Here is a 1,053-nt window from a genome sequence, read left to right as displayed (position 1 = left end):
GGCGGTGTCCCGGAATTCCCTGGCCGAACCGGGCATTATCGGCGTGTCCGGCGGCGGCGGGCTCGCGGCAATCATCGTCATCACCACTGTTCCGCTGCGCCTTGTTCCCCGAGTACCAGCAGAATGTGCCCTTCAGCATCGAGAACCGGGCTTCCCTGAACGCCAGCGGCCAGCCGGAGCTCACCGCCGTCAGGACACTCAGCTTCGACGACCGGACCCGGATCGTGGAGGACCGGACCAGCTGGGACGACGATCTGCGCCGGCCCGTCGGTGCCCTGGGCCGCAGCGGTCGCCTGCTGACGGACGTGGCGTGCTCGGTCGGTGCCGACGGCCGGATGCGCCTCGCGTCGCGGCGATGCCGGATATCAGCCGGCCCGCTCACCATCGGGCTTCCGCTGCTGCTGGATGCCGCGGCCTTCACGGAACAGTGGTGGGATAGGTCCGAGGGCCGTTTCCGGATCCGGACGAAGGTCATCCAGCGCCAACTCGGCACCGTGCTGGAATACTCCGGATCCTTTACGTACGCGGTGCACGCCTAATCGAAGTCCAACACAGCGCCGAATCCGGGATTCTTTGCCGGCCGCCCGCCGCCGGCTCTTGTCGGAACCGCCCCGGTCGGAGCCGCTCCGGGCTCATGCCTCGGCGACGACCTGGTTCAGGGCGTCGGCCGTCTGGGTGAGCCGCTTGACCACCGCGCGCGCCGTCTCCGGTGAACGTCCGGCCAGGCCGGCGGACGGCGTAATCCTCAACCGCGGCAGCCGCGTCAACGGCAGGCCCAGCTGCCGCCAGGGACGGACGACCGCATCTACGAGCGCGCTGACCTGCGGAACGGCGCCTGCGGCCGGGTCAATGATGCCTGCCCACACGGTCCGGTCCGCTTCCACCGCGGCGGCGATGGTTTCCCACTGCCGGGTGGTCAGGGCACCGGTGGGGAGGGCGACCCCGTCCAGTCCGCTGCCGGCCACGGCGTCGAGAGAGGAATCGGCGGCAGGGACCAGGGCGACCACCTCCACGGCTCCGGCATCGCGCAGTGCGGCGGCCACCAGGTCCCAG

Annotated in this window: 1 protein-coding gene and 1 pseudogene; one reads left to right on the top strand and one right to left on the bottom strand. The window is 70.6% G+C overall.

Translation table 11 applies throughout. The features are described from left to right. On the top strand, window positions 1-539 hold a 539-nt coding region (locus tag AC5RUJ_RS17050; RefSeq protein WP_494156339.1), incomplete at its 5' end, for a DUF4166 domain-containing protein. Window positions 540-632: 93 nt separating this feature from the next. On the opposite strand, the pseudogene AC5RUJ_RS17045 reads toward AC5RUJ_RS17050, so the two are convergent. Next, window positions 633-1,053: pseudogene (locus tag AC5RUJ_RS17045) on the bottom strand (hypothetical protein); the annotation flags it as partial.

It is taken from the genome of Arthrobacter sp. Y3223164 (genome assembly GCF_059091005.1).
Note: the sequence above shows the minus strand (reverse complement) of the source record. Positions and strands in the feature narration are given on the sequence as shown.